The organism is Streptomyces regalis (assembly GCF_001509475.1).
GTDB lineage: Bacteria > Actinomycetota > Actinomycetes > Streptomycetales > Streptomycetaceae > Streptomyces > Streptomyces regalis.
The window spans coordinates 46,825-71,821 of sequence record NZ_LLZG01000345.1 but is presented as its reverse complement, the minus strand read 5'-3'; the positions used below and the strand labels follow the sequence as shown (position 1 = coordinate 71,821).

Here is a 24,997-nt window from a genome sequence, read left to right as displayed (position 1 = left end):
GGCTGGGCCGACCTGCCCCTCACCCAAAGACACCTACGCGTACGTCAGCACACACGCGTACGTCGGCCTACCGTCCCCCGGCGCTCGACCGCCCCGCCACCCACCGGCGCACGCCGTACGCAACCACCCCCACCACCAGTACACCCGCACCCACAGCAACCGAAACCCCCGGCAGCGAGAACGCCAGCACCGCGCACCCGAGAAGCCCCACCACCGGCACGACCCGCGAAATCGGCGCCGAGTCGAGAGTCCAGGCCGAAGCGTTGGCCACCGCGTAGTACGCCAGCACACCGAAGGAGGAGAACCCGATCGCGCCCCGCACGTCCACCGTGGCGGCCAGGACCGCGACCACCGCCCCCACGGCCAGTTCGGCCCGGTGCGGCACCTGGAAGCGCGGATGGACGGCGGTCAGGACGCCGGGCAGATGCCGGTCGCGGGCCATGGCCAGCGTCGTCCGCGAGACGCCCAGGATCAGGGCGAGCAGCGAGCCCAACGCGGCGACGGCGGCACCCACCCGTACCACGGGCACGAGCCCCGGTACCCCGGCCGCCCGCACCGCGTCGGCCAGCGGCGCGCCCGCCTGCCCCAGACCATCCGACCCCAGTACGGAAAGGACAGCCGCCGCCACACACGCGTACACCGCCAGCGCGATGCCCAGGGCCAGCGGAATCGCCCGGGGGATGGTGCGCGCCGGGTCCCGCACCTCTTCGCCGAGGGTCGCGATCCGGGCGTATCCGGCAAACGCGAAGAACAACAGCCCCGCCGCCTGCAGCACCCCGCCCACGCCACCCGAGGCCCCGACGTCCAAGCGCCCGGCGTCGGACTCCCCGGACCCCAGACACACGACGACCACACAAGCGAGGACAGCCAGCACCACCGCCACGATCGCCCGCGTCAGCCAGGCGGACTTCTGGACGCCGCCGTAGTTCACCGCGGTCAGCGCCACCACGGCAGCGACCGCTACCGCATGCGCCTGCCCCGGCCAGACGTAAGCGCCCACAGTGAGCGCCATCGCCGCACAGGAGGCCGTCTTACCGACCACGAACGACCAGCCCGCGAGATAGCCCCAGAACTCCCCGAGCCGCTCGCGCCCGTAGACATATGTGCCGCCCGAGGCCGGATACAGGGCGGCCAGTCGCGCCGACGAGGTGGCGTTGCAGTAGGCGACGACAGCCGCGATCGCGAGTCCGAGCAGCAGCCCGGACCCGGCCGCGCCCGCCGCGGGCCCGAGCGCGGCGAAGATACCGGCCCCGACCATCGAGCCGAGTCCGACGACCACGGCGTCCCCGACCCCCAGGGTGCGCCGCAGCTCAGAGGGGGAGCTGGAGCTTGTCATGGCCGGAACCCTACTGATCGCTGCAACCGAGGGGTGCCGTCGTGACGTCCTCTTCATCAACAGAGCACGAACAAGCGCGCCCGAAATCACAGTGCCGGGAAAGTGCAGGCACAGCGCGGAAGGGCAGGTTCACGGCATGACGATCATCAGCTGGATCATTCTGGGGCTGTTGGCCGGGGCCATCGCCAAGTTCCTGCTGCCGGGCCGCGACCCCGGCGGCTTCATCGGCACCACTGTCATCGGCATCGCGGGCGCGTTCATCGGTGGCTGGATATCGGCCCGCTTGCTGGACCACCCGATCACCAAGGACTTCTACGACGGCACCACCTGGGCCGCCGCGATCGGTGGCTCCCTCGTGCTCCTGATCGCCTACCGCCTCCTGTTCGGCCACTCGCGCAGCTGAGCGAGGCGAGCGCATCCCCGGACCGCAACCGGCAGGCGAGAAGGGTGGGCACCGTGGGGTGCCCACCCTTCTCGTACGACGTCGCAGCCGGAGCCGTAGCCGGCTCGGATCAGCAGCTCACCGGTAGTTCACGAACTGCAGCGCGAAGTCGAAGTCCTTGCCCTTCAGGAGGGCGATCACGGCCTGCAGGTCGTCACGGCTCTTCGAGCTGACGCGCAGCTCGTCGCCCTGCACCTGAGCCTTGACGCCCTTCGGGCCCTCATCGCGAATGATCTTCGCCACCTTCTTCGCGTTCTCCTGGGAGATGCCCTCCTCGATCGACGCGAAGATCTTGTACTCCTTGCCCGAGAGCTGGGGCTCGCCCGCGTCCAGGGCCTTCAGCGAGATCCCGCGCTTGATCAGCTTGGACTGGAAGACGTCGAGGACAGCGTTCACCCGGTCCTCGGAGTTCGCCTCCATCAGGATCTTGTCACCGGACCACGAGATCGAGGCACCCACGCCCTTGAAGTCGTAGCGCTGCGAGATCTCCTTGGCGGCCTGGTTGAGGGCGTTGTCGACCTCCTGCCGCTCGACCTTCGAGACGATGTCGAAACTGGAGTCGGCCATGTCCTGTGGCTCCTTGTATCGGGGTGCGTATGGGGGTGCGTATCGGCGGGCGTGGGGGTTGCCGCCGAGCCGGGGCAGGCCCCGGACCGCATCCGGACAAGCCTAGCCATCCCTGGTCCCCCGGGCGGCGATCAATCGGGTGGCGAAGCACCCCTCCCCATCGGGTATTGTTTACGTCGTTGCCAGGGAGCACCGCCGAAAAGCGGTTCGAAACGGCAGCAAACCCGGCGGTGTGCCCGAGCGGCCAAAGGGAGCAGACTGTAAATCTGCCGGCTCAGCCTTCCCAGGTTCGAATCCTGGCGCCGCCACGCTGAGAAACCCCTCCGATCTGCGGAAACGTAGATCGGAGGGGTTTTCGCGTTCCAGAGTCACGCCCAGGGCACACTGGCTGCATGGCCATGCGTCGCAGAAGTTGCCCCGAGTGCCGGCGTGAGATCGCCGTCGTCGCCGGTCGGTTCGCACGGCACGATCCGCCCGGCGCACGGGAGAGCGGGGAACTCGTGTCGTGTCCCGGATCACGTCGGCAGGCGCAACTCGGGGCGGCCCAGCCCGCATTGGACGGGTACGTCGTACCTGAGTTCCCCGGCCAGTTGCCGCTGTTCTGAGCGCCCCACCGAGCCCCGGAGCCTGAGCTCACCCCGGGCCCCGCCCCTCAGGCGACCGCCCGCACATCCATCCGCGCCACCAGCCCGTCCTCGTCGAACCGGTACACGTGCTCGACCGTCTCCTCCGCCCACCGATCGCCCGACACGTCGCGCATCCCGGGCCGTACGGTCGCCACCACGGCCGCCCCGTCCTCGTCCGGGCGCAGGCCCTCCAGCCGTACGAGGGGATGTCCGGCGGCGAATTGCCGGGCCCAGTACGCGCGTACCGCCTCGCGGCCGTACAGCCGGACTCCGTCCAGGACGTTCGGCCAGTCCACGTCGGGCGCGAGGCACCGTTGCAGGAAGGCCTCTCGCTCGTCGGTCGAGAAGACCTCGTACATGCGCCGCAACAGCGCCTCCTGCGCGGCCGGAATCCCCTCCGTGCCCAACGTCAGTTCCCCGCCACCGACTTCACCGCGACCGAGACGGGAGCCGACCCGCTGATCAGTTCCAGCGTCAGGCCGGCCGTCGCCGGTGTGTCGAGCAACTCCGCGAGTGCGGCGGCCACGTCGTCGCGGGGGATCGGGCCACGGCCGGTGTGTGCCTCCAGGCGTACCAGGCCGGTCCCGGCGTCGTTCGTCAGCATGCCGGGGCGCAGGATCGTCCAGTCCAGGGCGTCCAGGTCGCGGACGTATGCGTCGGCCTCGCCCTTGGCGCGCAGGTAGACGTCGAAGACCTCGTCGCCCTCGTGCTTGGGGTCGGCGCCCATCGACGACACGACCACGAAGCGCCGTACGCCCGCCCGGACCGCCGCGTCCGCGAACAGGACCGCGGCACCCTTGTCCACCGTGTCCTTGCGGGCCGCCCCGCTGCCCGAGCCCGCGCCGGCCGCGAAGACCGCCGCGTCCGCGCCTTGCAGATGTTCCGCGACCTCCTCGACCGAGGCCGACTCCAGGTCCAGCAGGAGGGGTTCGGCGCCGGCCGCCCGCAGGTCGTCGCTCTGTTCGGCCTTGCGGATGATCCCCGCGACCTCGTCCCCACGCGCGGCGAGCAGCTGCTCCAGCCGCAGCGCGATCTGACCATGACCACCAGCGATGACAATGCGCATGTTTCCGACCGTACGCCCGGACGGCCGCATTCGCCGCACGACTTCAGCCACGCCTCACATCATCACAGGCGCACATCGCACGCACAGACGCCGGGCGTACGAGCCTCCGGCGCGCCCCTTGCGCGCTCCAGGCCGCCCCTTGCCTCACCCGCTCAAGCGCACGCAACCATGCGCCCTCAAGACACCTCTCCCCGCCCCTGTCGCGGCAGCCCCAACTCCGCCGCCACGGCCGAGTTGCAGTACTCCCGCACCGCGCTGGTCCGCGCCACCACGCGCCCCCGGTGCACCACGATGCGGCTGTACGCCAGCGACAGCGCCCCCGCCAGCCGGTCCCCGCGCACCGCCAGCAACTCGGCCGGGAAACCCGCCTCCACCCGCACCTCGGGCAGACCCAGCACCGCACGCGCCGACGCGCTCACGGCGTTGTACGCGTCCTCGGGCCGCAGTCCGTGGCGCGACGACAGCAGGTACGCGGCCTCCAGCGGGTCGCCGCGGCCCACCGGGTTCGACACGTCCCGCAGGGCGCCGCTTCCGGCGGCGAGCCGTACGCCGGCCGCGCGCAGCAGTCGTACGGGGGCCGTGGCCCGCCGTTCCACGCCCCCGCAGCCACCCTGCGGCAGGCACACCACCGTCACCCCGGCCGCCGCGAGCTGGTCCGCGGTGCGGGAGGCCACCTGGGCCGGCAGACGCCCCAGACCGCCGCACGGGCCGAGCGTCACGCCGGGGCGCAGTCCGCCGGCCATCGCGGCGAGGCGGGCCAGGCGGGCGGGGTCGGTGGCGTCGGTGTGCAGGTCGACGGGACAGCCGTGCTCGGAGGCGACCTCCAGGACCGCCTCCACGTAACCCGTCGGATCCGGGTCCAGGTCGGGGCAGCCGCCGACCACGGACGCGCCCATCTTCACCGCGTCCCGCAGCATCGCGAGCCCCTCCGTCCCGGCCGCCCCGGTCAGCAGCCGCGGCATCGCCACCGTCGTCAACTCGGTGAGCCCGCGCAGCGAACGCCGTGCCTGCAGTACGGCGGCCAGTGCGCCCAGCCCCTGAACGTCGCCCACGCGCACGTGCGCCCGCAGCGCGGTCGCCCCGTGCCCGAGCTGGAGCAGGGCGGCCTCGGTGGCCCGGCGCTGGACGTCCTGGGGGACGTACGAGACCGGTCCGCCCTCGTCGGCGGAGAGCGCGGTGTCGCCGTGGGCGTGCGGTTCGGCCGGGGCCGGCAGGAGCAGATAGCCGCCGAGGTCCACGCGGGTGCCGCACGCGCGCGTGTCGCCCGCCGCCAGGCTCCCGGCCGTGCCGACCGCCTCGATGCGCCCGCCGCCCAGCCGTACGTCCACGGTCCGGCCGTCGGTGAGCCGTGCCCCGCACAGCAGCAGAGCACCCGGGTCGGTCGGGCCGGACGAACCCGACGAGGACGACGAGTGGGGCGGCTGGGGCTGACTGTCGGGCATCGCGTTCCAGAGGCTCGGGGCTGCGCATCGGGGCTGCGGGAACGGTGCTGGGGACTGCGCCGGGCACGCAAGATCACGCAGAGTGAGTCGAGCCTAGGGTGGCGACCCGGCCCTGGTGCGCAGGAGCGCAATAGTCGTACCGGTGTGGTCCGCCGAACGGCGCCGCGTCCGCGGTGCCGCAGTGGCCCGCGAGGCGGCTGAGCGGTCCGCCGATCGGCGGCAGACCGGGGCCGGGAAACGGATTTGGGTGAACGGCAGCCGAGCGTGTAATGTCTTCATCGCTCGCCCCAATAGCTCAGTCGGCAGAGCGTCTCCATGGTAAGGAGAAGGTCAACGGTTCGATTCCGTTTTGGGGCTCTGGTGTGAGAGGTTCCCGCCGCGAGGCGGGAACGGATCGCATCACAGCGGTGTAGCTCAGTCGGTAGAGCAAGCGGCTCATAATCGCTGTGTCACCGGTTCAAGTCCGGTCACCGCTACTGACAGTAGCCGATTGCGGGGTCGGTCCTTCGATCGGCTACTCTTCTATGCGTTAAACCGTCCCATCCGTTCGTCAAGGAGCACTCACGTGGCTGCCACCGACGTCCGCCCGAAGATCACGCTGGCCTGCGTGGAGTGCAAGGAGCGGAACTACATCACCAAGAAGAACCGGCGTAACAACCCGGATCGTCTTGAGATGAAGAAGCACTGCCCGCGTTGCAACGCGCACACTGCGCACCGCGAAACGCGATAAAACAGGCTCGTACGCGAGGCCGCCCCCTCAGTCGGGGGGCGGCCTCGCGTCGTTTCCGCCCCGGTTACCGGTCGGTCCGGTCGAGCCGGGCGAACCAGCAGGTCAACCGCAGCAGACAGCAGGAGGTGCCGAGCCATGGCGCTCGACCAGTCCTTCGTGGGGCGGAGCTACCCGCCCACCGACCCCTATGAGGTGGGCCGGGAGAAGATCCGTGAGTTCGCGGAGGCCGTGGGGGACATCAACCCGGCGTACCTGGATCCGGAGGCCGCCAAGGCGCTCGGCCACTCCGATGTGATCGCCCCGCCGACCTTCGTCTTCGCGATCAGCTTCAAGGCCGCGGGACAGGTCATCGCCGACCCCCAGCTGGGCCTGGACTACAGCCGGGTGGTCCACGGCGACCAGAAGTTCGCCTACAGCCGGCCAGTGCGCGCCGGCGACCGGCTGACCGTCACCTCGACCATCGAGGCGATCAAGTCCATGGCGGGCAACGAGATCCTGGACATCCGCGGCGAGGTCCACGACGAGGCCGGGGAGCACGTCGTGACCGCCTGGACGAAGCTCGTCGCCCGTGGGGCGGACTCCGAAGAAGGGGAGGCCTGACCTATGACGGCGAAGATTGCGTACGGCGACGTCGAGGTCGGCGCCGAGCTGCCCGCCCAGACCTTCCCCGTGACTCGCGCCACGCTCGTCCAGTACGCGGGCGCTTCCGGTGACTTCAACCCGATCCACTGGAACGAGAAGTTCGCCAAGGAGGTCGGGCTGCCCGACGTCATCGCGCACGGCATGTTCACCATGGCCGAGGCGATCCGGGTGGTCACCGACTGGACCGGGGACCCGGCCGCGGTTGTCGAGTACGGCGTCCGCTTCACCAAGCCCGTCGTCGTCCCGAACGACGACCAGGGCGCCACGATCGAGGTCAGCGGCAAGGTCGCGGCCAAGCTCGACGACAACAAGGTCCGGGTGGACCTGATCGTGAAGAGCGCCGGGCAGAAGGTGCTCGGGATGTCGCGGGCGGTCGTACAGCTGGCGTGAACGTCTGTGCGAGCGGCACGCGCGTGCCGTGAAGTAAGGGGCGTCCTCCATGGTGGGGCGCCCCTTACCTGTTGCAGCTCGCCCCTTGTTGCAGAGGCCTCGACCCCTTGACTAAGTTAGTGATTAAGTACTAACTTACTGGCGTGGTCAGGATGAGCGCAGAAGAGAGGCGCGAGAGCGTCATCCGCGCGGCGACGGCCGAGTTCGCCCGCGGTGGCTACTACGGCACGTCGACCGAGGCGATCGCCAAGCGGGTCGGTGTCTCGCAGCCGTATCTCTTCCGGCTCTTCCCGGGCAAGAAGGCGATCTTCCTGGCGGCGGCCGAGCGTTGCGTGGAGGACACCATCCGGATGTTCGCGGAGGCCTCCGAGGGGCTGGAGGGCGAAGAGGCCCTGCATGCCATGGGTGACGCGTACCGGAAGGTCGTCTCGGAGCAGCCCGAGCAGCTGATGATGCAGATGCAGATGTACCTCGCCGTGGCGGCCGCCGAGCAGGAGGGTGACCACGAGTTCGGCGAAGTCGTGCGTGCCGGCTGGATGCGACTGTGGGACACCATCCATCTGCCGCTCGGTGCGGACGTCAACGAGACGACGACCTTCATGGCGTACGGCATGCTCATCAACTGCCTGGTGGCCATGGGTTTCCCTCCCGACCACCGTGTCTGGGCGGGGATGAGCCCGCCGGAGCGGACTGAGGAGCCGTCGTAGGGGGAGGGGTGGCAAAGCCCACTCCGCCTTTTCATGGGCTCCAATTCATGGGCTCAAAAGTTAGTGATCCATAACTATCTCTAGCACTGTCCACACCACCAACCGGAATGCATCATCCCTGGGGGAGCGATGTCACAGCAGACCGAACAGAAAGCGCGGACAGCACGCCGAGGCGGAGCCGCCTGGGCCCTTGTCATCACGAGCGTCGCCGGGTTCATGGCGGCACTCGACAACCTCGTCGTGACCACCGCACTGCCCTCCATCCGTGAGGACCTGGGCGGAGCGCTGCCCGACCTGGAGTGGACGGTGAGTGCCTACACGCTCACCTTCGCCGTACTGCTGATGTTCGGCGCGGCGCTCGGCGACCGCTTCGGCCGGCGTCGGCTCTTTCTCGTCGGCATCACGATCTTCACCGGCGCCTCCGCCGCCGCGGCCCTCGCGCCCGGCGTCGACTCCCTCATCGCCGCCCGCGCGGTCCAGGGCGCCGGCGCGGCGATCATGATGCCGCTGACGCTGACCCTGCTGACGGCGGCCGTGCCCGCGGCCAAGCGCGGGACGGCGTACGGCATCTGGGGTGCCGTCAACGGGCTCGCGGTCGCGTCCGGGCCGCTCATCGGCGGCAGCCTCACCGAGCACATCTCCTGGCAGTGGATCTTCTGGCTGAACGTCCCGCTCGGCCTCGCCCTGCTGCCACTCGCCCGCCTGCGCCTCACCGAGTCGTACGGCACCGGCGCCCCGCTCGACATCCCCGGCACGCTGCTCGCCAGCGGCGGCCTGTTCGGCATCGTGTACGGCCTGGTCCGCGGCCCTGCCGACGGCTGGACCGGCTCCCTGGTCCTGACCGGCCTGTTCGGCGGAGGCGCCCTGCTCGTCGGGTTCGTCCTCTACAGCACCCGAGCCAAGAACCCGATGCTGCCGATGCGGCTGTTCCGCTCCCGGGCCTTCTCCGGGATCAATGCCGCGAGCATGCTGATGTTCCTCGGCATGTTCGGGTCGATCTTCCTGCTCAGCCAGTACATGCAGGGCGTGCTCCGCTACTCGCCCACCGAGGCGGGGCTGCGGATGCTGCCGTGGACCGGTATGCCGATGCTCGTCGCGCCGATCGCCGGCATCCTGTCCGACCGCATCGGCGGCCGCCCCGTCGTCGCCACCGGCCTGTTCTTCCAGGCCGCCGGCCTTGCCTACCTGGCCTCCGTGATCACTGTCGACGCCTCCTACGCCGTCCAGCTGCCCGGCCTGATCATCAGCGGTATCGGCATGGCCCTGTTCGTCGCCCCGGCCGCCAACCTGGTCATGTCCAGCGTGCGGGCCTCGCAGCAGGGCATCGCCTCCGGCGCCAACAACGCGCTGCGCGAGGTCGGCGGTGCGCTCGGCATCGCCGTCATGGGGTCGATCTTCTCCGCGCAGGGCGGCTACGAGACCGGCCAGACGTTCGTCGACGGCCTGCGGCCCGCCCTCGTCACCGGCGCCGCCGTGGTGGCCGTCGCCGGCGTCTCGGCCCTGTTCATCCCGTCCCGGCGGCGTGGCGGCACGGCCGTGAGCCCGGCCGAGCAGGCATCGGAGCGCGTGCTGGAGACGGCCGCCCCCTGAGCCCGGCGGGCCGAACGACCCAACTGGCCCCACTCACTCCACTGACCGCACCGTCTCCCGGACCATGAGGAGCAGTCATGCCCACCCTTCCCTGGACCGTGCCGAACCCCGCCCCGCCCCACACCGAGGTGCACGTCTTCGCCTCCCGCTTCGAGACCCGCACCCTCTGGGGAGCGCTCCGCTTCCTCGCCCGTACGCCGGGCGTGTGGCGGCAGGTGAGCCGGGCGCCCGGAGCGTACGGGGCGTCTTTGAAGGCCGAGCCGTTCAAGCGGACCTTCTGGACGCTGTCCGCCTGGGAGTCGCCCGCGGCGCTCAAGGCCTTCGCCCGCTCGGGCGCCCACGCCCCGACCTCACAGGGCCTGTCCACCCAGATGCGGGACGCGAAGTTCGCCACCTGGCAGGCATCGAGCGGCGAACTCCCGCTCGGCTGGACAGAGGCGATCCGGCGGCTGACCTGAGCGGTACGCGTGCGTGGTGCGTGCCTTCGCCCCGGCACCGTGCATGGGTGCCGGGCCTGTCAGTGCCGTCTCGTAGTCTTGAGCGCGTGCAGGAACTCCACGACGCCCCCCTCGCCCCCCTCACCACCTTCCGGCTGGGCGGCCCCGCCACCCGCCTGGTCACCGCCACGACCGACGCCGAGGTGATCGACGTCGTGCGCGAGGCCGACGCCGGTGGGACCCCCCTGCTGGTGATCGGCGGCGGATCGAACCTGGTCATCGGGGACAAGGGCTTCGCGGGCACCGCGCTGGTCATCGCCACCAAGGGCGTCGAGCTGGACGGCACCACGCTCGAACTGGCCGCCGGCGAGGTGTGGACCGACGCCGTCGCCCGTACCGTGGAGGCCGGGCTCGCCGGGGTCGAGTGCCTCGCCGGAATCCCCGGCTCCGCAGGCGCCACGCCGATCCAGAACGTCGGCGCGTACGGCCAGGAGGTCTCCTCGACGATCACCGAGGTGATCGCGTACGACCGCCACGCGGGCGAGACCGTCGTCATCCCGAACGCCGAGTGCGCCTTCTCCTACCGCCACAGCCGCTTCAAGTCCGACCCCGAGCGCTACGTAGTCCTGCGCGTCCGCTTCCAGCTCGAGGACGCCGACGGACTCTCCGCACCCATCAAGTACGCCGAGACGGCCCGTGCCCTCGGCGTCGACCCCGGCGACCGCGTGCCCCTGGCCGCCGCTCGCGAGACGGTGCTGAAGCTGCGTACGGGGAAGGGCATGGTCCTGGACCGCGAGGACCACGACACCTGGTCGGCCGGATCCTTCTTCACCAACCCGATCCTCACCGACGAGCAGTTCGCCGCGTTCCACGCACGCGTGCGCGAGCACCTCGGCGACGGCGTGGAGCCGCCCGCGTACCCGGCGGGGGAGGGGCACACCAAGACCTCCGCAGCCTGGCTCATCGACAAGGCGGGCTTCACCAAGGGGTACGGCACAGGGCCCGCCCGCATCTCCACCAAGCACACCCTCGCCCTCACCAACCGCGGTGGCGCGACCACCGAGGACCTCCTCGGGCTCGCTCGCGAGGTCGTCGCCGGCGTCCGCGAGACCTTCGGCATCACGCTGGTCAACGAGCCGGTGACGGTCGGCGTGAGCCTGTAGTCCGGCTCTCGGGCGCCCAGGGGTCAGCTCCGGTCCAGGGGGCAGGTCCAAGAGGCAGGCCTCGAGGACAGGCGCTCAGTAGGCGACGCCCACGCCCTGCTTCACCGTCGTCCGGTCCTCGATCGCGCCCAGCATCGCGTGCGCCACATCGGCACGCGCCAGGAAGCGGCCCCCGCGCGGAAAACCGCCCACCACCCTCCGGTACGTACCGGTGAGCGGCTTGTCCTGCAGGCGCGGCGGCCGCACCACCGTCCAGTCCGTGGCGCTGCGGGCCAGCTCGGCCTCCATCTCCCGCAGATCGGCGTAGATGTCCTTGAGGACCGCGGAGACGATGCCGCGCACCGTCCGGTCGAGGAACCCGTCGCCCTCCGGCTCGGGACCGACCGGCGCCGCGCTCACCACGACCAGCCGCCGCACCCCCTCGGTCTCCAGGGCGCCGAGCACCGTACGCGTCAGACGCGCCGCGACCCCGGCGTCCTTGCGGCTGCGGGCACCGAGACCGGACAGCACCGCGTCCCGGCCGGCGACGGCGGGGCGCAGGGCGTGGGCATCGGTCAGGTCGGCGCGGAACACCTCCAGCTGCTCGCCGGTCATGGTGAACCGCGCCGGATCCCGCACCACTGCCGTGACCTGGTGCCCTGCCTCCAGGGCCTGACGGACGATCTCCTTGCCCGTGCCTCCGGTGGCTCCGAGGACGGTGAGTTTCATGGTGCCTCCTGTGCCGGTGCGGAACTGGTGAGTGACTGTTGGTGGGTGAGTATTCACTCACCCACCAACCCTTCTAGAGTGAGTAAGTACTCACCTACCCGTCAAGTGCGATTGGACGTGCCATGGAAAACCGACCGACCCGTGTTCGCCTGCTCGATGCCGCGCACGACCTGATGCTCACGGTCGGGCTGGCGCGGGCCACGACGAAGGAGATCGCGCGGGCGGCCGGTTGTTCCGAGGCGGCGCTGTACAAGCACTTCGAGAGCAAGGAGGAGCTGTTCATCCGGGTGCTCACCGAGCGCCTGCCCCCGCTCCGCCCGCTGCTCAGCAGCCTCGCCGCCGAGCCGGGTCGGCACACCCTCGAGGAGAACCTCACCGAGATCGCCCGCCAGGCGGCACTGTTCTACGAACAGAGCTTCCCGATCGCCGCGTCGCTGTACGCGCAGACCCAGCTCAAGCAGCGGCACGACGACGCCATGCGGCAGATGGGGTCGGGGCCGCACGTGCCGATCCAGGAACTCGACACATACCTGCGGGCCGAACAGGAGCTGGGACGGGTCAGTACGGGCACGGACACGTTCGCGGCGGCGTCGCTGCTGATGGGAGCCTGCGCGCAGCGGGCGTTCGCCTACGACGCCACGAAGGAGGTCGTACGGCCGCCGGTGGACGAGTTCGCCGCCCGGCTGGCCCGTACGCTGCTGGCCGGTATCGCCGACTGATGGCGGGAAGTGGCTAGGCCAGCCAGCCGTCCACCCCCGCCAACAGCTTCCCCTTCACGTCCTCCGGCGCCGCGGAAGCCCGAACCGACTGCCGGGCCAGCTCCGCCAGTTCCTCGTCCGTGAAGGCGTGGTGGTGGCGGGCGATGTCGTACTGGGCGGCGAGGCGGGAGCCGAAGAGCAGGGGGTCGTCGGCGCCGAGGGCCATCGGGACGCCGGCCTCGTACAGCGTCCGCAGCGGGACGTCCTCGGGCTTCTCGTAGACGCCGAGGGCGACGTTCGACGCGGGGCACACCTCGCAGGTCACGCCCCGGTCGGCGAGGCGCTTGAGCAGCCGTGGGTCCTCCGCCGCCCGCACCCCGTGGCCGATCCGGTGCGCGTCCAGGTCGTCCAGGCAGTCACGGACCGAGGAGGGGCCCGTCAGCTCACCGCCGTGCGGGGCCGACAGCAGACCGCCCTCGCGGGCGATGTGGAAGGCACGGTCGAAGTCCCGCGCCATGCCCCGGCGCTCGTCGTTCGACAGCCCGAATCCGACCACGCCCTGGTCGGCGTACCGCACCGCCAGACGCGCCAGCGTGCGGGCGTCCAGGGGGTGCTTCATACGGTTCGCGGCGACCAGGACACGCATCCCGACACCCGTGTCCCGCGACGCCGTCTCCACCGCGTCCAGGATGATCTCCAGCGCCGCGATCAGACCGCCCAGCCGGGGCGCGTACGACGTCGGGTCGACCTGGATCTCCAGCCAGCCGGAGCCGTCCTTCAGATCCTCCTCCGCGGCTTCCCTGACCAGCCGCTGGATGTCCTCCGGCTGTCGCAGGCACGAGCGCGCCGCGTCGTACAGGCGCTGGAAGCGGAACCAGCCCCGCTCGTCCGTCGCCCGCAGCTTCGGCGGCTCCCCGCTGGTCAGCGCGTCGGTCAGCGCCTCGGGCAGGCGCACGCCGTACTTGTCGGCCAGCTCCAGCAGGGTCGCCGGCCGCATCGAGCCGGTGAAGTGCAGGTGCAGATGGGCTTTCGGCAGCCCCCGGACATCTCGAACCTTCTCCATCAACTCTCCGTGTGCGCTAGGCGCCGCTCCGTGCCGAGAGGTGCCGGGCAGGGCTTGTCCGCCACTGGGCGTCAGCCACGTGGGAAGCCCCAATGGGGCGGAGTCACTCCAGGATCCTGCCGTAGAAATCCTGGATCAGGCAGCGAGTTTCCCCGAACGGGCGCGTGCCTGAACGCACAAGCGGGCCCCCGGCCCAGCCGGAGGCCCGCTTGTGCGCCGTACACGTCAGTCCCTGGCCTCCGCCAGCAGCTTCTGGATCCGGCTCACGCCCTCGATGAGGTCCTCGTCCCCGAGCGCGTACGACAGCCGCAGATAGCCCGGCGTGCCGAAGGCCTCGCCCGGCACCACCGCGACCTCGGCCTCCTCCAGGATGAGCGCGGCCAGCTCGACCGAGTCCTGCGGGCGCTTGCCGCGGATCTCCTTGCCGATGAGGGCCTTCACCGAGGGGTACGCGTAGAAGGCGCCCTCGGGCTCCGGGCAGACCACGCCGTCGATCTCGTTGAGCATCCGCACGATCGTCTTGCGGCGGCGGTCGAAGGCCTCACGCATCTTCGCGACCGCGTCCAGGTCGCCCGAGACGGCGGCGAGAGCGGCCACCTGGGCCACGTTCGAGACGTTCGACGTGGCGTGCGACTGGAGGTTGGTCGCGGCCTTCACCACGTCCTTCGGGCCGATGATCCAGCCGACCCGCCAGCCCGTCATGGCGTACGTCTTGGCGACACCGTTGACCACGATGCACTTCTCGCGCAGCTCCGGCAGGACCGCGGGCAGCGACACGGACACCGCGTCGCCGTAGACCAGGTGCTCGTAGATCTCGTCCGTCATCACCCACAGGCCGTGCTCGACGGCCCAGCGGCCGATCGCCTCGGTCTCGGCCTCGCTGTAGACGGCGCCGGTCGGGTTCGAGGGGGAGACGAACAGGACGACCTTCGTCTTCTCCGTACGGGCCGCCTCCAGCTGCTCGACCGAGACGCGGTAGCCGGTCGTCTCGTCGGCGACGACCTCGACGGGGACACCGCCCGCGAGACGGATCGACTCCGGGTACGTCGTCCAGTACGGGGCCGGCACGATGACCTCGTCGCCCGGGTCGAGGATCGCGGCGAAGGCCTCGTAGATGGCCTGCTTGCCGCCGTTGGTGACCAGGATCTGGGAGACGTCGGGCTCGTAGCCGGAGTCGCGCAGCGTCTTCGCGGCGATCGCGGCCTTCAGCTCGGGCAGACCGCCGGCCGGCGTGTAGCGGTGGTACTTCGGGTTCTTGCACGCCTCGATGGCGGCCTCGACGATGTAGTCCGGGGTCGGGAAGTCGGGCTCACCGGCGCCGAAGCCGATCACCGGACGCCCGGCTGCCTTGAGGGCCTTGGCCTTGGCGTCCACGGCGAGAGTGGCGGACTCGGAGATCGCGCCGACTCGGGCGGAGACCCGGCGCTCGGTGGGAGGGGTTGCAGGGCTCATGGGGCCCATCGTTTCAGACAGGAAACGCGCCCGGCACGCGGGTTTCACGGACTGAACATCAGCTGAACAGCTGTCCGGATCAGGCGCGCGGCCAGGGCGATCTTGCGCTGTCGCGCGGCCGGTCTCCAGGCGATCTTCCGTCACCCAAGCCCTCATCGGCCACTTTCTGTTCGACGAGGCGCCCGGGACCACGTACACTCTCACCTCGTTGGCCTTCAGCAGCCCGCAGTCGCACGGTGCACACCGAGCACTCGGTCGGATGCGGTACGTTGGGGGACACCACAAAGGGTCGTAGCTCAATTGGTAGAGCACCGGTCTCCAAAACCGGCGGTTGGGGGTTCAAGTCCCTCCGGCCCTGCTACACACACCTTCGCCAGGATGTGTGCGCATGTACGTACAGCAATGCACCGCCGTGCGGCTCAGACCGGGCGCGGCACGGCCACGACCCGGAATCAGGTGAGGACGAGTGACGGACGCCGTGGGCTCCATCGACATGCCTGATGCCCAGGACGAGGCGCCGGAGTCCAAGAAGAAGACCCGTAAGGGTGGTAAGCGCGCCAAGAAGGGCCCGCTGAAGCGACTTGCGCTGTTCTACCGCCAGATCGTCGCGGAGCTCCGCAAGGTCGTCTGGCCGACGCGCAACCAGCTGACGACGTACACCACCGTGGTGATCATCTTCGTGGTCATCATGATCGGCCTGGTTACCGTGATTGACTATGGGCTCGACCACGCCGCCAAGTACGTCTTCGGCTGAGCCAGGAGCGAAGGGCGCCGTGGTTACCGGCGCCCCTTTCGCATGTTCCACCCCTATGTATCCAGGAAGAAGCAGCCACCGTGTCTGACCAGAACCTGAACGACGCCATCGAGCCGCACGGGCAGGACGTCGAGTCCGTGGAAGACGAGCTCGACATCGTCGAGGGCGCTGACGAGGACCTGGACGAGGTCGAGGCTGCCGACGCCGAGGCGGGCGAGCCCACCGAGGAAGCCGCGCTGCACGTCGAGGACGAGGCTGCCGACGAGGCCGAGGAAGAGCCCGCCGAGCCCGTCGACCCCGTCGCCGCCCTGCGCGAGGAACTCCGCACCCTGCCCGGCGAGTGGTACGTCATCCACACCTACGCCGGTTACGAGAACCGCGTGAAGACCAACCTGGAGCAGCGCGCCGTCTCGCTGAACGTCGAGGACTACATCTTCCAGGCCGAGGTGCCGCAGGAAGAGGTCGTCCAGATCAAGAACGGCGACCGCAAGACGATCAAGCAGAACAAGCTGCCGGGTTACGTCCTCGTCCGCATGGACCTGACCAACGAGTCCTGGGGCGTCGTCCGCAACACCCCCGGCGTCACCGGCTTCGTGGGCAACGCCTATGACCCGTACCCGCTGACCCTGGACGAGATCGTCAAGATGCTCGCCCCGGAGGCCGAGGAGAAGGCCGCCCGCGAGGCCGCGGAGGCCGAGGGCAAGCCCGCCCCGCAGCGCAAGGTCGAGGTCCAGGTGCTGGACTTCGAGGTCGGCGACTCGGTCACCGTCACCGACGGCCCGTTCGCCACACTGCAGGCCACGATCAACGAGATCAACGCCGACTCGAAGAAGGTCAAGGGCCTGGTGGAGATCTTCGGCCGCGAGACGCCGGTCGAGCTCTCCTTCGACCAGATTCAGAAGAACTAGCGGTACAGCAGCTCTAGCGAAGGGCCTCCGACCAGCGGAAACAGCTGGCCGGAGGCCCTTTCGCCGTATGGGGCGCACCATCGTGCGGACTACGCCCCCACATACGTGTCGGCCGGGGGTCTGAGCTGCCGGTTTTGGCCCTGGCGCGTTACCCGTTATCGTTGTGCGGTATGCCTCCATCCGGATGATCCGGACACCGTTCCAGGTGGTCTGCGGTACGGATGGCGGCGGAAAACTCTCACTAAGGACCCGGAGAGAGCATGCCTCCCAAGAAGAAGAAGGTCACGGGGCTCATCAAGCTCCAGATCCAGGCCGGTGCCGCCAACCCGGCTCCGCCGGTCGGCCCGGCGCTGGGTCAGCACGGCGTCAACATCATGGAGTTCTGCAAGGCCTACAACGCCGCGACCGAGTCGCAGCGCGGTTGGGTCATCCCGGTGGAGATCACGGTCTACGAGGACCGTTCCTTCACCTTCATCACCAAGACGCCGCCGGCCGCCAAGATGATCCTCAAGGCCGCGGGCGTGGAGAAGGGCTCCGGCGAGCCGCACAAGACCAAGGTCGCCAAGATCACCGAGGCGCAGGTCCGCGAGATCGCCACCACCAAGATGCCCGACCTCAACGCCAACGACCTGGACGCCGCCGCGAAGATCATCGCCGGCACCGCCCGTTCCATGGGCATCACGGTCGAGGGCTGACCTCCAACCCCCACGCAGAAGAGAGTGGCAGGGCCTGCTCGGCCCGGACCACAACTCCTAAGAAGCAACAGGAGCAGTAGTGAGCAAGCGCAGCAAGACTCTCCGCGCTGCGGACGCCAAGATCGACCGGGAGAAGCTCTACGCCCCGCTCGAGGCCGTCCGTCTCGCCAAGGAGACGTCCACGTCCAAGTTCGACGGCACCGTCGAGGTCGCCTTCCGTCTGGGTGTCGACCCGCGTAAGGCCGACCAGATGGTCCGTGGCACCGTGAACCTTCCGCACGGCACCGGTAAGACCGCCCGGGTCCTGGTCTTCGCGACCGGCGACCGTGCCGAGGCCGCGCGTGCCGCGGGCGCCGACATCGTCGGTGCCGACGAGCTCATCGACGAGGTCTCGAAGGGCCGCCTGGACTTCGACGCCGTCGTCGCCACCCCGGACCTCATGGGCAAGGTCGGCCGCCTCGGCCGTGTCCTCGGCCCGCGTGGTCTGATGCCGAACCCGAAGACCGGCACCGTGACCCCGGACGTGGCCAAGGCCGTGACCGAGATCAAGGGCGGCAAGATCGAGTTCCGCGTCGACAAGCACTCGAACCTGCACTTCATCATCGGCAAGGCGTCCTTCGACGACACCAAGCTGGTGGAGAACTACGGCGCCGCGCTGGAGGAGATCCTCCGTCTGAAGCCGTCCGCCGCCAAGGGTCGCTACATCAAGAAGGCCGCGATCAGCACCACGATCGGCCCCGGCATCCCGGTCGACCCGAACCGCACCCGCAACCTCCTCGTCGAGGAGGACCCGGCCGCGGTCTGAGCCATCGGCTCACCAGGCTCACAGACGGGCCCCGCACCCTTCCCGGGTGCGGGGCCCGTCCCCGTTCTCCCGCCCGTTTGTCAGTGCCCTGGGTTAACGTGCATTCACGGGATGGGCACAGGGGGGACGAATGACGAGCACGAGGGCGGGCCGGTCGGCCTTCTGGATCGCGCTGCTGACCGTGCTGACGGCCCTGGCCGCCTGCACGTCCTCCGACAGCCCCGACGAGCAGGATCGCGCCACACCCGCCCGCGCCGTGACCGCCGCCCTGCGCATCGTCGAGCGGACCACCGACAAGGCCAAGTCCGCCCGCGTCGACTCCACGACCACCATGGGCTCGACGCTGTCCATGAAGGCCGACGGCACCCTCGCCTGGGACGACGGCCTCACCGGCGCCCTGACGATCACGTACACCGGCGGCACGACGGCCGAGACCATGCGCCGGCTCGGCGCCACGTCGATGGAGGCTCGCTATCTCCCCGACGCCTACTACGCGCGCATGGGCGACACGTTCGCCGAGAAGACCGACGGCAAGCACTGGATCAAGTACGGCTACGACGACCTGAAGCACGTCGCCGGCAGCGCCGGAGCGGATCTCGCGGACCAGATGCGCGGTACCGCTCCGCATACGTCGGTGAAGCTGCTGCTGTCCTCCACGGACGCACGGAAGGTCGGCGAGGAGAAGGTGAGAGGCGAGCACACCACGCACTACTCCGGCACGGTGCAGGGTGAGGGCGCCACCACGCAGACCTTCGACATATGGGTCGACCACCGGAACCTGCTGGTCAAGAAGGTCGAGAAGGGCCGGACGGCGACGGGACAGCTGACTCAGACCGCGTACTACAGCGACTACGGCGTGAAGGCCGCGGTCAAGAAGCCCGCGGCGGAAGACACCGCGGACTTCAAGGAGTTGCTGAAGGACCCTGAGCGCCGCTGAGAGGCGCGGAATCCCGTGCCGCGTCGGGTGGCGGGCACCGGCCGCCGATGCCTCGCAGGGGCCGTGGAGAAGTCCGAAGACGTCACTTCCCTGCGCCACCGGGTGACCGGCCGGTTTCCGAAGCGGGGGCGGAGAGCGGACGAGGCGAGCGTGCGTACGAAACCGGTGGCGGCGCGTCTCACGACGGCCAACCTGGGCGGCAGCCGGACGGGTGAGTGACATGGTCGAGGAGACGGGCGGCCGGCACTGGATCAGCTACGGCCCGAAAGCCGAGTTCACCACGCACGGCGGCCTGCGCGAGGACAAGGCCACGCGGGAAGGGCGCGAGAACAGCCTCGACCAGTACGAGGAGCTGGGCGTGGACGAGCTCACCCTGGACGTGTGGGTCGACGGCGACGACCGCGTCAAAGCGGCTCCGCACCCAGGGCTGGGGCCGATTTGCTCGACAGCGACTGTGTCCCGTACTCTCCTACAGAAGCCAAAGACCGCTGGTCGTTGCCGTGCGCTCGCAAGAGGGTGCGGTGGCCGAAGGATCCGCTGAAAATGCGGGCGACCCGCGCAGGTGACTGTGGAAGAACTCCTGGAGCACACACGTCTCGTGTGTGCGGCCGGTCGAGTCCGCCCCGTGCGCCTGCGCCGGGGCGTTTCGTTTTCCCCAGTCCTCCTTCGGGTCCGCGCGGTCAGAATCACCCGGAAGGAGGCCGAGGCTCATGGCGAGGCCCGACAAGGCTGCCGCAGTGGCCGAGTTGACGGAGCAGTTCCGCAACTCCAACGCTGCTGTGCTGACCGAGTACCGCGGTCTCACCGTGGCGCAGCTCAAGACGCTGCGTCGTTCGCTCGGTGAGAACGCCCAGTACGCCGTGGTGAAGAACACGCTGACCAAGATTGCGGCCAACGAGGCCGGGATCACGACGCTGGACGACCTCTTCAACGGTCCGACGGCTGTCGCCTTCGTCACCGGTGACCCGGTGGAGTCGGCGAAGGGTCTCCGTGACTTCGCCAAGGACAACCCGAATCTCGTCATCAAGGGCGGTGTCCTTGAGGGTAAGGCGCTCAGCGCCGACGAGATCAAGAAGCTTGCGGACCTCGAGTCCCGCGAGGTTCTGCTCAGCAAGCTGGCCGGTGCCTTCAAGGCGAAGCAGTCCCAGGCTGCCTCCGTCTTCCAGGCGCTGCCGTCGAAGCTCGTCCGCACGGTGGACGCGCTCCGCGCCAAGCAGGCCGAGCAGGGCGGTGCCGAGTAATTCGGCTCGCACACTGGCCCCCGCAGCCTGATCGCGGAGGTCACAGCGGGCCGACGTACGCCCGCCACACCCAGTACACCCGGCACCTGCCGATTTAGTGGAAGGACCGCCATCATGGCGAAGCTCAGCCAGGAAGACCTGCTCGCGCAGTTCGAGGAGATGACCCTCATCGAGCTCTCCGAGTTCGTGAAGGCCTTCGAGGAGAAGTTCGACGTCACCGCCGCCGCTGCCGCGCCGGTCGTCGTCGCCGGTGGTGCCGCTGGTGGCGCCGCCGCCGAGGCCGTCGAGGAGAAGGACGAGTTCGACGTCATCCTCACCGGCGCCGGCGACAAGAAGATCCAGGTCATCAAGGTCGTGCGTGAGCTGACCTCCCTCGGCCTGAAGGAGGCCAAGGACCTCGTGGACGGCGCCCCGAAGCCCGTTCTCGAGAAGGTCGCCAAGGACGCCGCCGAGAAGGCCGCCGAGTCCCTCAAGGGCGCCGGCGCCTCCGTCGAGGTCAAGTAAGACCTTTCGGTCGAGTACGACCGTCTCGCGTGCTGAAAGCAGCCTCGTAGGGCTGTAACGCAGTCGCACCGAAGAGCGATCATCCATTCGGGTGGTCGCTCTTCGGCGTTCCTGGGGGCGCGGCCACGGTTACCTTGCGCCCGCTTCGGCGGGGGGTATGGTGATCTTCGTCGTGTCTCCGGGAGCCCCTGGGTTCGGGCATGGGGGCCTTGACGAACCGCACGCAGCGCGCAATTCTCAGGACGCGTCGTCACAAGGATCCGAATCCGAGGCATGGATCGGCGGCGAAGAGGGCAGTATCAACGTGCATTGAGGGCGAGCATGCCGAGGGCGTTGAGAACAACGAGGGTCGCGAAAAACCCGCACTGGACATCAGTGTGCCAAGTGGCTACACTGACCCTTTGCGCTGCCTGTTAGCTGTCCCCTGCCCGTCACCAGGGGCATGCCCTCGCTTGAGCACCGATGACCGGACTATCCCTGACCTGGCCATTCTTTGGTCGGAGATGGAAACACCTGTCTCTGTGCCCCGGTGAGGGGCCGGTACGCGCGTAGTGAGTCCGAGCCCTCGGAAGGACCCCCTCTTGGCCGCCTCGCGCACTGCCTCGACCGCGAATACGAACAACGGCGCCAGCACCGCCCCGCTGCGCATCTCTTTTGCAAAGATCAAGGAGCCCCTCGAGGTTCCGAACCTGCTCGCGCTGCAGACCGAGAGCTTCGACTGGCTGCTCGGCAACACCGCCTGGCAGAGTCGGGTCGAGGCGGCTCTGGAGTCCGGTCAGGATGTCCCCACCAAGTCCGGCCTCGAGGAGATCTTCGAGGAGATCTCCCCGATCGAGGACTTCTCCGGGTCGATGTCGCTGACGTTCCGCGACCACCGCTTCGAACCGCCGAAGAACAGCATCGACGAGTGCAAGGAGCGCGACTTCACGTACGCCGCTCCGCTCTTCGTCACGGCCGAGTTCACGAACAACGAGACCGGCGAGATCAAGTCCCAGACGGTCTTCATGGGCGACTTCCCGCTCATGACGAACAAGGGCACCTTCGTCATCAACGGCACCGAGCGTGTCGTGGTGTCGCAGCTGGTCCGTTCGCCCGGTGTCTACTTCGACTCCTCCATCGACAAGACGTCCGACAAGGACATCTTCTCCGCCAAGATCATCCCGTCCCGGGGTGCCTGGCTGGAGATGGAGATCGACAAGCGCGACATGGTCGGTGTCCGCATCGACCGCAAGCGCAAGCAGTCCGTGACCGTTCTGCTCAAGGCTCTCGGTTGGACCACCGAGCAGATCCTCGAGGAGTTCGGCGAGTACGAGTCCATGCGCGCCACCCTGGAGAAGGACCACACCCAGGGCCAGGACGACGCGCTGCTCGACATCTACCGCAAGCTGCGTCCGGGCGAGCCCCCCACGCGTGAGGCCGCGCAGACGCTTCTGGAGAACCTCTACTTCAACCCCAAGCGCTACGACCTCGCCAAGGTCGGCCGCTACAAGGTCAACAAGAAGCTGGGTGCGGACGCTCCGCTGGACGCGGGCATCCTGACCGTCGAGGACGTCATCTCGACGATCAAGTACCTGGTGAAGCTGCACGCGGGTGAGACCGAGACGGTCGCCGACAGCGGTCAGACGATCGTCGTCGAGACCGACGACATCGACCACTTCGGCAACCGTCGTCTGCGCAGCGTCGGCGAGCTCATCCAGAACCAGGTCCGCACGGGTCTGGCTCGTATGGAGCGCGTCGTGCGTGAGCGCATGACGACCCAGGACGTCGAGGCGATCACGCCGCAGACCCTGATCAACATCCGGCCGGTCGTCGCCTCCATCAAGGAGTTCTTCGGCACCAGCCAGCTGTCGCAGTTCATGGACCAGAACAACCCGCTGTCCGGGCTGACGCACAAGCGTCGTCTGTCCGCGCTCGGCCCGGGTGGTCTGTCCCGTGAGCGGGCCGGCTTCGAGGTCCGTGACGTGCACCCGTCTCACTACGGCCGTATGTGCCCGATCGAGACGCCTGAAGGCCCGAACATCGGTCTGATCGGTTCGCTCGCCTCCTACGGCCGTGTCAACGCGTTCGGTTTCGTGGAGACGCCGTACCGCAAGGTCGTCGAGGGCCAGGTCACCGACGAGGTCGACTACCTGACCGCCGACGAAGAGGACCGCTTCGTCATCGCGCAGGCCAACGCCACGCTCTCGGACGACATGCGGTTCGCCGAGAACCGCGTCCTCGTCCGCCGCCGTGGCGGTGAGGTTGACTACGTCGCCGGTGACGACGTGGACTACATGGACGTCTCGCCGCGCCAGATGGTGTCGGTCGCGACCGCCATGATCCCGTTCCTCGAGCACGACGACGCCAACCGTGCCCTCATGGGCGCGAACATGATGCGCCAGGCCGTTCCGCTGATCCAGGCGGAGTCCCCGCTCGTCGGCACCGGCATGGAGTACCGCTCCGCCGTCGACGCCGGCGACGTCGTCAAGGCCGAGAAGGCCGGTGTGGTCCAGGAGGTCTCCGCGGACTACATCACCACCGCCAACGACGACGGCACGTACATCACGTACCGCCTGGCCAAGTTCGCCCGCTCCAACCAGGGCACCTCGGTCAACCAGAAGGTCATCGTCCACGAGGGCGACCGCATCATCGAGGGCCAGGTCCTCGCCGATGGTCCGGCCACCCAGCAGGGCGAGATGGCGCTGGGCAAGAACCTGCTCGTGGCGTTCATGCCGTGGGAGGGTCACAACTACGAGGACGCGATCATCCTGTCGCAGCGCCTCGTGCAGGACGACGTCCTCTCCTCGATCCACATCGAGGAGCACGAGGTCGACGCCCGTGACACCAAGCTCGGCCCCGAGGAGATCACCCGGGACATCCCGAACGTCTCCGAGGAGGTCCTCGCCGACCTCGACGAGCGCGGCATCATCCGCATCGGTGCCGAGGTCATCGCCGGCGACATCCTCGTCGGCAAGGTGACCCCGAAGGGTGAGACCGAGCTGACGCCGGAGGAGCGCCTGCTGCGCGCGATCTTCGGTGAGAAGGCCCGTGAGGTCCGTGACACCTCGCTGAAGGTGCCGCACGGCGAGACCGGCAAGGTCATCGGCGTCCGCGTCTTCGACCGCGAGGAGGGCGACGAGCTTCCCCCCGGTGTGAACCAGCTGGTGCGCGTGTACGTCGCGCAGAAGCGCAAGATCACCGACGGTGACAAGCTCGCCGGCCGTCACGGCAACAAGGGTGTCATCTCCAAGATCCTGCCGATCGAGGACATGCCGTTCCTGGAGGACGGCACCCCGGTCGACATCATCCTGAACCCGCTGGGTGTGCCGTCCCGAATGAACCCGGGACAGGTCCTGGAGATCCACCTCGGCTGGCTCGCCAGCCGCGGCTGGGACGTCTCCGGCCTCGCGGAGGAGTGGGCGCAGCGCCTCCAGGCGATCGGCGCCGACCAGGTCGACCCGGGCACGAACGTCGCGACCCCCGTCTTCGACGGTGCGCGCGAGGACGAGCTCGCGGGTCTGCTGCAGCACACCATCCCGAACCGCGACGGCGAGCGCATGGTGCTCCCGACCGGTAAGGCGCGGCTGTTCGACGGCCGTAGCGGTGAGCCGTTCCCGGACCCGATCTCGGTCGGCTACATGTACATCCTGAAGCTGCACCACCTGGTCGACGACAAGCTGCACGCCCGCTCGACCGGCCCGTACAGCATGATCACCCAGCAGCCGCTGGGTGGTAAGGCCCAGTTCGGTGGCCAGCGCTTCGGTGAGATGGAGGTGTGGGCGCTGGAGGCTTACGGCGCCGCGTACGCCCTCCAGGAGCTGCTGACCATCAAGTCCGACGACGTCACCGGCCGCGTGAAGGTCTACGAGGCCATCGTCAAGGGCGAGAACATCCCCGAGCCCGGCATCCCCGAGTCCTTCAAGGTGCTCATCAAGGAGATGCAGTCGCTCTGCCTGAACGTGGAGGTGCTGTCCAGCGACGGTATGTCCATCGAGATGCGTGACACCGACGAGGACGTCTTCCGCGCAGCGGAGGAGCTCGGCATCGACCTGTCCCGGCGCGAGCCGAGCAGCGTCGAAGAGGTCTGACGGGAGTCCGGCGGGGCCCTCACCCAC

Annotated in this window: 27 protein-coding genes and 4 tRNA genes; 23 read left to right on the top strand and 8 right to left on the bottom strand. The window is 69.0% G+C overall.

The annotated features are described in order from the left end of the window. Positions 1 to 67: 67 nt before the first annotated feature. Entirely contained in the window at positions 68 to 1,336 is a 1,269-nt protein-coding gene (locus ADL12_RS28925; protein WP_062706849.1) for an APC family permease, read from the bottom strand. Between the two features lie 136 nt (positions 1,337 to 1,472). Here ADL12_RS28925 and ADL12_RS28920 point away from each other — a divergent pair, with 136 nt between their 5' ends. Further along, the gene (locus ADL12_RS28920) at positions 1,473 to 1,739 is read left to right on the top strand and encodes a GlsB/YeaQ/YmgE family stress response membrane protein (RefSeq protein ID WP_062706847.1); all 267 of its coding nucleotides are present in this window, start codon (positions 1,473 to 1,475) and stop codon (positions 1,737 to 1,739) included. Between the two features lie 117 nt (positions 1,740 to 1,856). Here the strand turns inward: ADL12_RS28920 and ADL12_RS28915 are convergent, their stop codons facing one another. Continuing rightward, positions 1,857 to 2,345: a YajQ family cyclic di-GMP-binding protein gene (locus ADL12_RS28915; RefSeq protein WP_062706845.1), complete on the bottom strand. Its 489-nt coding sequence runs from the start codon at positions 2,343 to 2,345 to the stop codon at positions 1,857 to 1,859. 226 nt (positions 2,346 to 2,571) lie between these two features. On the opposite strand from ADL12_RS28915, the gene ADL12_RS28910 reads away from it, so the two are divergent. Beyond that, positions 2,572 to 2,653, top strand: a tRNA-Tyr gene (locus tag ADL12_RS28910). Positions 2,654 to 2,737: 84 nt separating this feature from the next. Further along, positions 2,738 to 2,950 carry a hypothetical protein gene (locus tag ADL12_RS56910; RefSeq protein WP_079052337.1) on the top strand — a complete coding sequence of 71 codons (213 nt, stop codon included), beginning with the start codon at positions 2,738 to 2,740 and terminating at the stop codon, positions 2,948 to 2,950. Between the two features lie 47 nt (positions 2,951 to 2,997). On the opposite strand, the gene ADL12_RS28905 is transcribed toward ADL12_RS56910, so the two are convergent. From ADL12_RS28905 to ADL12_RS28895, 3 genes are all read right to left on the bottom strand, one after another. After that, positions 2,998 to 3,378: a nuclear transport factor 2 family protein gene (locus ADL12_RS28905; RefSeq protein WP_244188089.1), complete on the bottom strand. Its 381-nt coding sequence runs from the start codon at positions 3,376 to 3,378 to the stop codon at positions 2,998 to 3,000. A gap of 2 nt (positions 3,379 to 3,380) precedes the next feature. Beyond that, complete coding sequence (locus tag ADL12_RS28900) at positions 3,381 to 4,037, bottom strand: SDR family oxidoreductase (RefSeq protein WP_062707050.1); 657 nt, start codon at positions 4,035 to 4,037, stop codon at positions 3,381 to 3,383. 176 nt (positions 4,038 to 4,213) lie between these two features. After that, a complete protein-coding gene (locus ADL12_RS28895) occupies positions 4,214 to 5,479 on the bottom strand; it encodes an amidohydrolase family protein (protein WP_062706844.1) in 1,266 nt (421 codons plus the stop codon). 284 nt (positions 5,480 to 5,763) lie between these two features. Between ADL12_RS28895 and ADL12_RS28890 the strand changes: the two genes are divergently transcribed. The 9 genes from ADL12_RS28890 (at position 5,764) to ADL12_RS28850 (ending at position 11,138) form a co-directional block, all read left to right on the top strand. Further along, positions 5,764 to 5,836 (top strand) — tRNA-Thr (locus tag ADL12_RS28890). A 46-nt stretch (positions 5,837 to 5,882) separates the two neighbouring features. After that, a tRNA-Met gene (locus ADL12_RS28885) sits at positions 5,883 to 5,955 on the top strand. Between the two features lie 89 nt (positions 5,956 to 6,044). After that, complete coding sequence (gene rpmG, locus ADL12_RS28880; RefSeq protein ID WP_003948671.1) at positions 6,045 to 6,209, top strand: 50S ribosomal protein L33; 165 nt, start codon at positions 6,045 to 6,047, stop codon at positions 6,207 to 6,209. A 135-nt stretch (positions 6,210 to 6,344) separates the two neighbouring features. Next, positions 6,345 to 6,809 carry a MaoC family dehydratase N-terminal domain-containing protein gene (locus tag ADL12_RS28875; RefSeq protein ID WP_062706842.1) on the top strand — a complete coding sequence of 155 codons (465 nt, stop codon included), beginning with the start codon at positions 6,345 to 6,347 and terminating at the stop codon, positions 6,807 to 6,809. A 3-nt stretch (positions 6,810 to 6,812) separates the two neighbouring features. After that, complete coding sequence (locus ADL12_RS28870; RefSeq protein WP_062706840.1) at positions 6,813 to 7,241, top strand: MaoC family dehydratase; 429 nt, start codon at positions 6,813 to 6,815, stop codon at positions 7,239 to 7,241. Between the two features lie 143 nt (positions 7,242 to 7,384). Continuing rightward, positions 7,385 to 7,948 carry a TetR/AcrR family transcriptional regulator gene (locus tag ADL12_RS28865; protein WP_208614640.1) on the top strand — a complete coding sequence of 188 codons (564 nt, stop codon included), beginning with the start codon at positions 7,385 to 7,387 and terminating at the stop codon, positions 7,946 to 7,948. Between the two features lie 129 nt (positions 7,949 to 8,077). Then, a complete protein-coding gene (locus ADL12_RS28860; RefSeq protein WP_062706836.1) occupies positions 8,078 to 9,538 on the top strand; it encodes an MFS transporter in 1,461 nt (486 codons plus the stop codon). A 77-nt stretch (positions 9,539 to 9,615) separates the two neighbouring features. Continuing rightward, complete coding sequence (locus tag ADL12_RS28855; protein WP_062706834.1) at positions 9,616 to 9,996, top strand: DUF3291 domain-containing protein; 381 nt, start codon at positions 9,616 to 9,618, stop codon at positions 9,994 to 9,996. Positions 9,997 to 10,082: 86 nt separating this feature from the next. Beyond that, the gene (locus ADL12_RS28850) at positions 10,083 to 11,138 is read left to right on the top strand and encodes a UDP-N-acetylmuramate dehydrogenase (protein ID WP_062706832.1); all 1,056 of its coding nucleotides are present in this window, start codon (positions 10,083 to 10,085) and stop codon (positions 11,136 to 11,138) included. Positions 11,139 to 11,213: 75 nt separating this feature from the next. On the opposite strand, the gene ADL12_RS28845 is transcribed toward ADL12_RS28850, so the two are convergent. Next, positions 11,214 to 11,846, bottom strand: a complete 633-nt coding sequence (locus ADL12_RS28845; protein ID WP_062706830.1) for an NAD(P)-dependent oxidoreductase — start codon at positions 11,844 to 11,846, stop codon at positions 11,214 to 11,216. A 122-nt stretch (positions 11,847 to 11,968) separates the two neighbouring features. Here ADL12_RS28845 and ADL12_RS28840 point away from each other — a divergent pair, with 122 nt between their 5' ends. Further along, the gene (locus ADL12_RS28840; RefSeq protein WP_062706828.1) at positions 11,969 to 12,565 is read left to right on the top strand and encodes a TetR/AcrR family transcriptional regulator; all 597 of its coding nucleotides are present in this window, start codon (positions 11,969 to 11,971) and stop codon (positions 12,563 to 12,565) included. Positions 12,566 to 12,578: 13 nt separating this feature from the next. On the opposite strand, the gene ADL12_RS28835 is transcribed toward ADL12_RS28840, so the two are convergent. Both ADL12_RS28835 and ADL12_RS28830 read right to left on the bottom strand, forming a co-directional pair. Next, positions 12,579 to 13,607, bottom strand: a complete 1,029-nt coding sequence (locus tag ADL12_RS28835; RefSeq protein ID WP_062706826.1) for an adenosine deaminase — start codon at positions 13,605 to 13,607, stop codon at positions 12,579 to 12,581. 225 nt (positions 13,608 to 13,832) lie between these two features. Next, a complete protein-coding gene (locus ADL12_RS28830; RefSeq protein WP_062706825.1) occupies positions 13,833 to 15,059 on the bottom strand; it encodes a pyridoxal phosphate-dependent aminotransferase in 1,227 nt (408 codons plus the stop codon). Between the two features lie 285 nt (positions 15,060 to 15,344). Here ADL12_RS28830 and ADL12_RS28825 point away from each other — a divergent pair. From ADL12_RS28825 to rpoB, 10 genes are all read left to right on the top strand, one after another. Beyond that, positions 15,345 to 15,417, top strand: a tRNA-Trp gene (locus ADL12_RS28825). Between the two features lie 108 nt (positions 15,418 to 15,525). Beyond that, positions 15,526 to 15,813, top strand: coding sequence for a preprotein translocase subunit SecE (gene secE, locus ADL12_RS28820; protein ID WP_062706824.1), 288 nt, complete (start codon positions 15,526 to 15,528; stop codon positions 15,811 to 15,813). Positions 15,814 to 15,893: 80 nt separating this feature from the next. Further along, positions 15,894 to 16,721: a transcription termination/antitermination protein NusG gene (gene nusG / locus ADL12_RS28815; RefSeq protein WP_062706823.1), complete on the top strand. Its 828-nt coding sequence runs from the start codon at positions 15,894 to 15,896 to the stop codon at positions 16,719 to 16,721. Positions 16,722 to 16,981: 260 nt separating this feature from the next. Then, on the top strand, positions 16,982 to 17,416 hold the full coding sequence (gene rplK, locus ADL12_RS28810; protein ID WP_028805116.1) for a 50S ribosomal protein L11: 435 nt from the start codon (positions 16,982 to 16,984) through the stop codon (positions 17,414 to 17,416). Between the two features lie 79 nt (positions 17,417 to 17,495). Then, positions 17,496 to 18,221: a 50S ribosomal protein L1 gene (gene rplA / locus ADL12_RS28805; RefSeq protein WP_062706822.1), complete on the top strand. Its 726-nt coding sequence runs from the start codon at positions 17,496 to 17,498 to the stop codon at positions 18,219 to 18,221. 130 nt (positions 18,222 to 18,351) lie between these two features. Further along, a complete protein-coding gene (locus tag ADL12_RS28800; RefSeq protein WP_107120053.1) occupies positions 18,352 to 19,158 on the top strand; it encodes an SCO4651 family lipoprotein in 807 nt (268 codons plus the stop codon). Positions 19,159 to 19,378: 220 nt separating this feature from the next. Continuing rightward, complete coding sequence (locus ADL12_RS28790; protein WP_062706820.1) at positions 19,379 to 19,699, top strand: hypothetical protein; 321 nt, start codon at positions 19,379 to 19,381, stop codon at positions 19,697 to 19,699. A gap of 169 nt (positions 19,700 to 19,868) precedes the next feature. Continuing rightward, complete coding sequence (rplJ, locus tag ADL12_RS28785) at positions 19,869 to 20,399, top strand: 50S ribosomal protein L10 (RefSeq protein ID WP_030046352.1); 531 nt, start codon at positions 19,869 to 19,871, stop codon at positions 20,397 to 20,399. A gap of 114 nt (positions 20,400 to 20,513) precedes the next feature. Beyond that, positions 20,514 to 20,903, top strand: a complete 390-nt coding sequence (rplL, locus tag ADL12_RS28780; protein WP_062706819.1) for a 50S ribosomal protein L7/L12 — start codon at positions 20,514 to 20,516, stop codon at positions 20,901 to 20,903. 581 nt (positions 20,904 to 21,484) lie between these two features. Next, positions 21,485 to 24,970 carry a DNA-directed RNA polymerase subunit beta gene (gene rpoB / locus ADL12_RS28775; RefSeq protein ID WP_062706817.1) on the top strand — a complete coding sequence of 1,162 codons (3,486 nt, stop codon included), beginning with the start codon at positions 21,485 to 21,487 and terminating at the stop codon, positions 24,968 to 24,970. The last annotated feature ends 27 nt before the right edge of the window (positions 24,971 to 24,997 follow it).

Excerpts from the sequence above, each read along its gene's own strand:
- rplK (WP_028805116.1), top strand. The coding sequence starts at position 16,982 with ATGCCTCCCAAGAAGAAGAAGGTCACGGGGCTCATCAAGCTCCAGATC.
- ADL12_RS28895 (WP_062706844.1), bottom strand. The coding sequence starts at position 5,479 with ATGCCCGACAGTCAGCCCCAGCCGCCCCACTCGTCGTCCTCGTCGGGT.
- ADL12_RS28830 (WP_062706825.1), bottom strand. The coding sequence starts at position 15,059 with ATGAGCCCTGCAACCCCTCCCACCGAGCGCCGGGTCTCCGCCCGAGTC.
- ADL12_RS28845 (WP_062706830.1), bottom strand. The coding sequence starts at position 11,846 with ATGAAACTCACCGTCCTCGGAGCCACCGGAGGCACGGGCAAGGAGATC.
- ADL12_RS56910 (WP_079052337.1), top strand. The coding sequence starts at position 2,738 with ATGGCCATGCGTCGCAGAAGTTGCCCCGAGTGCCGGCGTGAGATCGCC.
- ADL12_RS28870 (WP_062706840.1), top strand. The coding sequence starts at position 6,813 with ATGACGGCGAAGATTGCGTACGGCGACGTCGAGGTCGGCGCCGAGCTG.
- rplJ (WP_030046352.1), top strand. The coding sequence starts at position 19,869 with ATGGCGAGGCCCGACAAGGCTGCCGCAGTGGCCGAGTTGACGGAGCAG.
- ADL12_RS28920 (WP_062706847.1), top strand. The coding sequence starts at position 1,473 with ATGACGATCATCAGCTGGATCATTCTGGGGCTGTTGGCCGGGGCCATC.
- ADL12_RS28840 (WP_062706828.1), top strand. The coding sequence starts at position 11,969 with ATGGAAAACCGACCGACCCGTGTTCGCCTGCTCGATGCCGCGCACGAC.
- ADL12_RS28860 (WP_062706836.1), top strand. The coding sequence starts at position 8,078 with ATGTCACAGCAGACCGAACAGAAAGCGCGGACAGCACGCCGAGGCGGA.
- rplL (WP_062706819.1), top strand. The coding sequence starts at position 20,514 with ATGGCGAAGCTCAGCCAGGAAGACCTGCTCGCGCAGTTCGAGGAGATG.
- ADL12_RS28855 (WP_062706834.1), top strand. The coding sequence starts at position 9,616 with ATGCCCACCCTTCCCTGGACCGTGCCGAACCCCGCCCCGCCCCACACC.
- ADL12_RS28915 (WP_062706845.1), bottom strand. The coding sequence starts at position 2,345 with ATGGCCGACTCCAGTTTCGACATCGTCTCGAAGGTCGAGCGGCAGGAG.
- ADL12_RS28900 (WP_062707050.1), bottom strand. The coding sequence starts at position 4,037 with ATGCGCATTGTCATCGCTGGTGGTCATGGTCAGATCGCGCTGCGGCTG.
- ADL12_RS28790 (WP_062706820.1), top strand. The coding sequence starts at position 19,379 with ATGGTCGAGGAGACGGGCGGCCGGCACTGGATCAGCTACGGCCCGAAA.
- ADL12_RS28925 (WP_062706849.1), bottom strand. The coding sequence starts at position 1,336 with ATGACAAGCTCCAGCTCCCCCTCTGAGCTGCGGCGCACCCTGGGGGTC.
- ADL12_RS28875 (WP_062706842.1), top strand. The coding sequence starts at position 6,345 with ATGGCGCTCGACCAGTCCTTCGTGGGGCGGAGCTACCCGCCCACCGAC.
- ADL12_RS28835 (WP_062706826.1), bottom strand. The coding sequence starts at position 13,607 with ATGGAGAAGGTTCGAGATGTCCGGGGGCTGCCGAAAGCCCATCTGCAC.
- ADL12_RS28800 (WP_107120053.1), top strand. The coding sequence starts at position 18,352 with ATGACGAGCACGAGGGCGGGCCGGTCGGCCTTCTGGATCGCGCTGCTG.